At 36.2% G+C, this 7,440-nt stretch carries 12 protein-coding genes; 8 read left to right on the plus strand and 4 right to left on the minus strand.

The window, feature by feature from the left end; all coding sequences use genetic code 11:
• The first annotated feature begins 442 nt into the window (after nt 1–442).
• Nucleotides 443–805 (plus strand): nucleotidyltransferase family protein, encoded by a 363-nt coding sequence (locus tag MRT15_RS07955; RefSeq protein ID WP_304329546.1) that lies wholly within the window; start codon nt 443–445, stop codon nt 803–805.
• A gap of 115 nt (nt 806–920) precedes the next feature.
• Here MRT15_RS07955 and MRT15_RS07960 read toward each other — a convergent pair whose 3' ends face one another.
• Nucleotides 921–1,082, minus strand: a complete 162-nt coding sequence (locus tag MRT15_RS07960; RefSeq protein ID WP_304329547.1) for a hypothetical protein — start codon at nt 1,080–1,082, stop codon at nt 921–923.
• Between the two features lie 135 nt (nt 1,083–1,217).
• Between MRT15_RS07960 and MRT15_RS07965 the strand changes: the two genes are divergently transcribed.
• The gene (locus MRT15_RS07965) at nt 1,218–1,343 is read left to right on the plus strand and encodes a hypothetical protein (RefSeq protein ID WP_304329548.1); all 126 of its coding nucleotides are present in this window, start codon (nt 1,218–1,220) and stop codon (nt 1,341–1,343) included.
• Between the two features lie 62 nt (nt 1,344–1,405).
• On the opposite strand, the gene MRT15_RS07970 is transcribed toward MRT15_RS07965, so the two are convergent.
• Nucleotides 1,406–2,047, minus strand: a complete 642-nt coding sequence (locus tag MRT15_RS07970) for a uracil-DNA glycosylase family protein (RefSeq protein WP_304329549.1) — start codon at nt 2,045–2,047, stop codon at nt 1,406–1,408.
• A 336-nt stretch (nt 2,048–2,383) separates the two neighbouring features.
• Between MRT15_RS07970 and MRT15_RS07975 the strand changes: the two genes are divergently transcribed.
• The 4 genes from MRT15_RS07975 (at nt 2,384) to MRT15_RS07990 (ending at nt 4,627) form a co-directional block, all read left to right on the plus strand.
• Nucleotides 2,384–2,701 carry a DUF86 domain-containing protein gene (locus MRT15_RS07975; RefSeq protein WP_304329550.1) on the plus strand — a complete coding sequence of 106 codons (318 nt, stop codon included), beginning with the start codon at nt 2,384–2,386 and terminating at the stop codon, nt 2,699–2,701.
• Nucleotides 2,692–3,048, plus strand: a complete 357-nt coding sequence (locus MRT15_RS07980; RefSeq protein ID WP_304329551.1) for a hypothetical protein — start codon at nt 2,692–2,694, stop codon at nt 3,046–3,048. Before MRT15_RS07975 ends, MRT15_RS07980 begins: the two co-directional genes overlap by 10 nt.
• 8 nt (nt 3,049–3,056) lie before the next feature.
• A complete protein-coding gene (locus tag MRT15_RS07985) occupies nt 3,057–3,200 on the plus strand; it encodes a hypothetical protein (RefSeq protein WP_304329552.1) in 144 nt (47 codons plus the stop codon).
• Between the two features lie 335 nt (nt 3,201–3,535).
• The gene (locus MRT15_RS07990) at nt 3,536–4,627 is read left to right on the plus strand and encodes a histone deacetylase (RefSeq protein WP_304329553.1); all 1,092 of its coding nucleotides are present in this window, start codon (nt 3,536–3,538) and stop codon (nt 4,625–4,627) included.
• A gap of 80 nt (nt 4,628–4,707) precedes the next feature.
• Here the strand turns inward: MRT15_RS07990 and MRT15_RS07995 are convergent, their stop codons facing one another.
• A complete protein-coding gene (locus MRT15_RS07995; RefSeq protein ID WP_304329554.1) occupies nt 4,708–5,043 on the minus strand; it encodes a hypothetical protein in 336 nt (111 codons plus the stop codon).
• A gap of 358 nt (nt 5,044–5,401) precedes the next feature.
• On the opposite strand from MRT15_RS07995, the gene MRT15_RS08000 reads away from it, so the two are divergent.
• A complete protein-coding gene (locus MRT15_RS08000) occupies nt 5,402–6,733 on the plus strand; it encodes an ATP-binding protein (RefSeq protein ID WP_304329555.1) in 1,332 nt (443 codons plus the stop codon).
• A gap of 124 nt (nt 6,734–6,857) precedes the next feature.
• On the opposite strand, the gene MRT15_RS08005 is transcribed toward MRT15_RS08000, so the two are convergent.
• Nucleotides 6,858–7,145, minus strand: coding sequence for a ribbon-helix-helix domain-containing protein (locus MRT15_RS08005; protein WP_304329556.1), 288 nt, complete (start codon nt 7,143–7,145; stop codon nt 6,858–6,860).
• Between the two features lie 106 nt (nt 7,146–7,251).
• Here MRT15_RS08005 and MRT15_RS08010 point away from each other — a divergent pair.
• A partial coding sequence (locus MRT15_RS08010; RefSeq protein WP_304329557.1) for a hypothetical protein occupies nt 7,252–7,440 on the plus strand: 189 nt, incomplete at its 3' end.

Below are 7,440 nucleotides of genomic sequence, written 5' to 3' on the forward strand. Positions count from 1 at the left end.
CATAACCTATCACCATCAAAAAAGAACCCAATAAAGGGAATTGAAAGGCATTCATACATCTATTGCCACATGGATTTGCAATCATAAGGAACCCAATAAAGGGAATTGAAAGTTTGCAAATTCATAAGCACTCGCTGTCTTTCCAATTCCGTAGAACCCAATAGAGGGAATTGAAAGATGACATGATTTGAATATGGGGGTTCTACGAATCTATTTGAATTTGAGAAATATGGGAGAATGCATGTGGATGAGTTATGTAATTTTAAACGTTAAGGTCTCCATAGCGGGATAAAAAGGGGGTTTAGGTTTTTCTAGATTTAAGAGCTTTGTCGGCGAAGTCTTCCTTCATATCTTCTAGATTTAGAATCTTCGGCTCCAAACCCAATTCTATAGCTGACGGAGGGATTCAAGTTTCAGAAAACTTTATGAGGAAAGACTTAAATTGAGCGAATCTTCTAACAATCAAGGTATGAGTGTTAGAATTGATATTCAAAATCTGCCTAAAGAGTTGAGGAGGGAGGGTTTAGAGGAGGAGCTGGTTGAGATTTGTAGAAAGAATGACATAGTGTTTATGGCTATCTTCGGTTCCTTTGTCAGGGGTGAGCAGAAAAGGAGAAGTGATATAGATGTAGTTATCGAATTTGAGCGGAACAGTGAGAAGAGCCTCTTTGATTTGGTTAGGATAGAAAATGAGCTGAGGAAAGTATTTAGAAGAAAGGTTGATCTTGAAATTTTCAGCAGCTTAAGCCCTTACATAATAGAAGATGTGAAAAAGGAGATGCGGATAATCTATGAGAAGAGATAAAGTGTACCTAAAACCCAGAATATCTGCAACTTCAATTCCTTCGATAGGGTTAGATCACTTTTCATGTGAACCCGGTATAGGGAATTGAGAGAAATGCTTCTGTTTAATGAATGGTTTAAGCTTTTCCTTTGTCAGCTTGCAGTATTCGGGGTTTACTTTTATCATTATCGAATACTCCCAATCCATATAAGATTAATAGGATGCCTAAAGGACTTGCATAAGCCCCAAATAACATTACAATCCCAAACCAGAAGGCAAATTTATGTTTAATCTCCATTAATACACCAATTAAAATGTATTATGGGTTTAGCTTATAAAATTATATCCATACATACTCTATACTCCAGAACCCTGCGGAGGGAATTGAATGGGAAAAGCTTTCTACGGCTGGAATTTTTGAAGTGGATATTGGTTGGGGGTTTGTGGATTTGAGGTTACGATCGTTTTTGGGTGGAGGGGGTTTGTTGATAATTTTGTTGTTTGGTTTGGGAATGTTTTGCTGAGTGATGAGTTTATGGTTTATTTTGTGGATGTTTGAGTTGTTGATGGTCTTTTCTAGTTTATTGTGTGGGTTTTAGCATGTTTTGGTTGGAATGTATTTTATAATTCCTTTTCGATGAAGGATTTCAGCTTCTCCCTTACTTTGGTAGTGTTCCAGCAATTCTTGGTTCTGGCGAAGGGTAGTGTGCATAGGAATATTTCGAAATTGTTTGACTTTAATGTTTTCCCGCAGTCTTTCTCCACGCCATATCCATTTAGTTCGTGAAAGCCTATCATCATTAGAGCTTTCAAAGCCGTGCTTCCTAGGATAACGATCTTCTTGACATTTTTAATTTCTGATAATAGTTTGATTTCATATTTGAAAATCTTTGAGCAATTTTCGATGACTCTTTTCGGTATGTTCCTCCCTTTCTTATTGACTCTACATTTCACTGCATCTATTAATAGGAAGCCTCTCCGTTTGAATTCACATAATCCTTCATAGTAATAATTGCTGATTTCTAAAAGGCTGAACATGTTTCTTCTAAGGGTATTCTCCTTTTGGTAATCATAAAAGAATGTATCCCTTCCTGGTGGGGATTCCCCTATAAATAAACATTTTATGTTTTGTTCGGGAATCCATTCTTCATATACGTTGAATTCTAAGTATGGTTTGCTTTCCGTAATCACTAAACCTTTAAATTCAGTGTTGCAAATGTTGCATTTTTCAATTCTTTGAATAAGCTCTTCTATGGAGGGCATTCCTAAGATTCTATCCGTTTCATAGTATTTAAATTCTGTGAGGGAATGCTGATTTGGAGCCGATGGGAACTTAATAAAGGGAATTGAAAGTAGTGGAATGGTTTAAAAATATTTAAATAGTATGCAGGATTCTTAAATTTGATGTTTTTAGTATGCTTCTTTTAAGTTTAAAAATTACGGTGACTTATTAACTGAAAGTTGCTACATTTGTAACATGATATATTAAATATTTATTTAGTTTTTTATGTTCTTTTTATTGTGGAAAGAAGAGTAAGATATTTGGATAAGTTAGCCCATATTGATAGGAGGATACTTAATATAGAATCTTGGTTGCCTATGAGTGAAGAGGAGAGGACGCGCTTAGCGATATACGAAGCATTTCAAGAGATTGTGGGGGCATTGTTTGATATTGTAGCTATGAAATTGGTTGATTTGAAAATACCGCCAAAGGATGATTATACAAATATTAAGATTTTGGAGGAAAGTGGTTTATTTGATGATACATTATCCAGTATATTAAGAAAAGCAAATGGGTTGCGGAATAGGCTTGTACATGGATACAATATGTTATCTGATGAGGTAGCATTAGGGTCAATAAAAATTTTACTTCCTGAGATAAAAAAGATGAGGAGGTTCATCGAAACATGGATATAGAGTTTTCTTCATTGCTTGAAATTGATAATGTTTTAGCTGTATTATTATTTGGATCTAAGGTTAGTGATGTATCATTAGCAAGAGATACTGATATATGTATTGTTGCACCTGATTCAAAAGATAAGGTTTCTCTTTTATTGGAAGTATTTTCGAAAATTTATAAAGCAGGTTATGACGTGTGGTTGTTTGAGGAGCTTCCACTTTACATGAAGGCAGAGGTAATAAAAAATCATAAAATTTTAGGGTGTAAAGATATTTATAGACTTTATGATTATTTTGCAAAAATAATGAGAATCTGGAGTGATCAGGAAATAAGAATAAGGACGTATGTTAAGGAACTTCTATAGTGATTTGATTGTTAAATGTTGAGGGGTTGGATGAGGAGCTCATTGTGGGAGTTAAGGTTATGGAGTTTTACGATATTAAATTAGACCCCTCAACGAACAAGATAATTGTTGGGAAGAATTACAGTTCCTTTGAACTTTACGCATACAATTAACATGTCATATATCTTAATGTAAATGTATTAGAGTATTCTATTTTCAATTGTTTAATATCGATACCATCTATTGGTGAATTATATGTGTAATGATGTAGAGACTTAAGCTATTGGTGATCGACAAGTCAAAATGCCGTACTTAACCCCCCTAACATTATGTGGGTCTGGCATTATTGATATCAAATGGCAAAAGCTTTCCTTTCGTAATATTGTGATGGCATACTCTTTTTTGAAAATGTTAGAAAGAGGGGTTTTAGATCGAGATTTTAATGTGAACCATATATTTCCGTGAACTTTTTGTTTATGGGAGTTTTATTGGTTTGTGGTGGTTGTTTTTGAGGAGGGTTGCATTGATTTATCAGAGGAAGTTGTTGGAGCATGATTTTGGTCCTGGTCATCCATTTAGGAGGGAGCGCCTCGCATTATACTTTGAGAAGTTGAGGGTGGAGGGTGTGCTTGATTTGCCCAATGTTCGTGTTGTTGACCCTGATTTTAAGGCATCTGAAGATGATATCCTCTTAGTCCATGACCCTTCACTTCTAAATTTGATTAAGAGGTTGAGTGTAGGTGGAGGTATGCTTGATGCTGATACCCCTGTACCAATTGGAACTTATGAACGTGCACTCATTCAGGCTGGTGGGATAATATATGCGGGTAGAGCTGTCATGGGTGGGGAGTTTGATAGGGCTGTTCAATGTGTTGCTTTTGGAGGTCATCATGCAACCAAAGCCCATTATGGCTTCTCATTTGGCTTCTGCTACTTCAATGATGATGCCATCGTAATTAGGCATTTGCAGAAGTATGGATATGTTAGGAGGGCATTTATATTGGATTGCGATGCACATCATGGGAATGGTATTCAAGAGATATTTTATGATGATCCCACAGTACTCTACATGTCTATACATCAAGATCCAAGAACACTATACCCTGGAACGGGATTCATAGATGAGGTTGGGGTTGGAGCTGGTGAGGGGTATACAGTTAACGTTCCACTACCACCAGGAGTTGATAATGAGAATTATTTGAGGGCTTTGAGGGAGATATTCCCACCATTAATGAGGGAATTCAAACCAGACATACTCTTATTCATAGTTGGAGCAGACAACTACTTTGCAGATCCACTGACAAACTACAATTTAACCATGGCATTCTACCCAGAATTAACCAATGAGGTTCTCAAAATTGCAGATGAAGTTTGTGGTGGAAGGATTTTGATTAGGCTTGGTGGAGGATACAATGTTAAAGCAGCTGTAAACGCCTTCTACCTAGTAACAGCATGCGCTGCTGGAATGGAGAAATTAAATATTGAGGATGTAGCTACACCACCAACGGGGAAGGCAAGCTCATGGATAACTAGACAAGTTGATTCAACATTAACCCAGCTTAAAAGGATACTATCAAAGTATTGGGCATGCTTCAAATAACCATATACATGAAAGCAATCATGGGTATGGAAGAGTTTTGGGAAGCTGAGGTTAAAAGTTAAGACTCATATTTTAAGTCATTAAGCATGTTTGAATAGTATTGTTAGTATTATTGTAACCCACATTGTTATCTGAATTCCTATAATCCAATAGAATCTACCCCTTAAATCTCTAATCTCCTCAAACAATTCCCTCCTCAAACCTTCAATCCTACTTTCAAAACTTGCCTTCATATCCCCCAACTTCCTATCAAAATCTGCCCTCCAAGCCTCCATTAAATTTCTCAATCCCTTAATCTCCCCATCAAAATATGCTTTCAAATCCCTAATTTCACTTTCAATATGATTTAACCTCTTATCCATCTGCTCAAGTATACCTTCAATCCTCGCAACCCTCTCCTCCAAACTACTCTTCATTATCACCCTCACCATGAAGCATATGAAGGGGGCTGTAACTATCTGATTCCCCAAAATTAATTGCACAGTTTATTTATATAAATTCATCATTTTAGGAGAAGGATTATGACTTAAAAATGTTAAGGATGTTTGATGAGTCTTTGCGTTTTTGGTTTAATAAGCTTCATTATTGCTTCCCTTTCAACACATATTTCTGTCGATCTTACATACTCCATAACCATGCTAAAACAGACTAAAGAATATGGCACATAAACCTTTACCATCTAAAGCTTTGTTTATGAGTTATCCGAATGCTTCATGAAAATTGTTCTTTTAGAGAACAAAATTTTTATAAAATTGTTCTGCTATAGTACAATTTGTGAGGGAAGAGGACTTTAAAGTTGTTCTTTCCGAGTGGAAGGTGAGTAGGCTACCTGAACTTGTTGAGAGGGAGATAAAATTACCATTAGAGCCAACCACGATAGTTGCGATTATAGGTCCAAGGCAAGCGGGGAAAACTTTTAGGATGTTTCAGCTTGTTAGGGAGCTTTCTGGTATGGTTTCTAGGGAGAATATGCTTTATGTGAATTTTGAGCATGAGAGATTGAGGAATTTGGATGCAAATGATTTGGAGGGTATGATGAAGGTTTTCTATCAATTGTTCCTCCCTGTGGAGAATGCTCCAATATACCTTTTCCTTGATGAGATTCAGAATGTTAGGGATTGGGATAGATGGGTGAGGAGAGTTTATGAGAGTGGGAAGTTTAGGATTTTTATTTCTGGATCTTCTTCAAAACTTTCTAGTAAAGAGATTGCAACATCCTTGAGGGGGAGAAGTATAGATTTTACAGTTTTCCCATTTAGTTTTAGGGAATTTTTGAAGGCGAAGAGGGTTGAATTGAAGAATGTTGAAGTGTTAAGCTATTTGGAGGAGAGGGGGAGAATACTTAGATTAACAGAGGAATATGTTAAATTTGGGGGATACCCAAAAGTTGTTTTAACAGAGGATATTGATACAAAGGAGAGGATTCTAAGAGCTTACTATGAAACAATCTTCTATAAAGATCTTGTGGAGAGGTATAGGGTTGACCCCACATTATTAGATGCCTTCTTAAGATATGCTGTAACATGCTTTTCCAAACAAGTAAGCATCTCCAAAATATACAATTACCTGAAGACTTTGGGATTAAAGTGCAGTAAATCCACCCTAATCAAATACTTAAAATACTCAGAGGAAATCTTCCTCCTCTTCCCCACAGAAATATTCTCCTACTCAATAAAGGAGAGGAAGCAGTATCCGAAAAAGCTATACGTTGTAGATAATGGAATAATTAGAGCGATTTATCCAGATGCTGAAAGAAGTTTTGGTAGATTGATGGAAAATATGGTTGCAATAGAATTACTAAGGAGGAGGGAGGGATCAAAATTTGAAGTTTTCTACTGGAAGGAGTATGGGAAGAGAGATGGAAACGAAGTAGACTTCGTTATTCGGGAAGGTATAAGCACCAAGAAGTTAATTCAAGTTACATATGCCAACAGCAAAAATGACATTGAAAGAAGGGAAATTGGAAATTTAATTAAAGCTTCTGAAGAATTGAAATGCAAAGATTTACTAATAATCACATGGGATTATGAAGGTGAATTGGAAGTTGAAGGTAGAAGAATTAAGTGTTTACCTTTATGGAAATGGCTGATAAGCTCTAGCCTATAGAATAAAGGGCAATTAAATTCCACTTTAAATAAATCTCTACACATCCACACCCCCCACGACTTACATGAAAACCTTTTAGCTATTTATAAAACAATGATGAAGCAACAAAACATAAACATAGTAGCTAACCCTCAACTTCCTCAACAACCCATCCCCCAATCCATCTACCATGAAATCTAGGGGACCTCAACTTAAAGTATCCCCTAGAACTCAACTTCCATAAGACTGTCGGATATCTATAAAATTCAGCTTCGACCCCTGCACCCAGTTTTTCCTCCAACACCTTAACAATGAATTCACTCCTAGCCATATTCATCGATCTGCAGAGTTCATCAACTCTCCTCAGAAGATTTTCAGGGATGCTTATACTTATCTTAACATTCACCATACCATTAAACAATACTTTACCCACTACTTTAATTCTCCCATCTTAAATTGGGATATCTGGCTTAAACCAGTACTCGTAAGAGAAGCACATAAGCATTTCATTGCATCCTTTCGCTCTCTTAATGAGATTCATGAAACCCAATTCAATAAGAAATGAAGATTCTCCTACACAAGTGTTAAATGTTTATTACTATCTTAAGGTTAGTTTAGTTTGGGTTACTGGATTGCTGGAATCAATAATAAAGGATGAGAGATACTTAAATGATTTGAGAAGATACTTATCCAATGTTTTGGAGGATGGGAATGTAGTTGGAGTTCTA

The sequence above is a fragment of the Candidatus Culexarchaeum yellowstonense genome (assembly GCF_024707025.1).
Classification (GTDB): Archaea; Thermoproteota; Methanomethylicia; order Culexarchaeales; family Culexarchaeaceae; genus Culexarchaeum.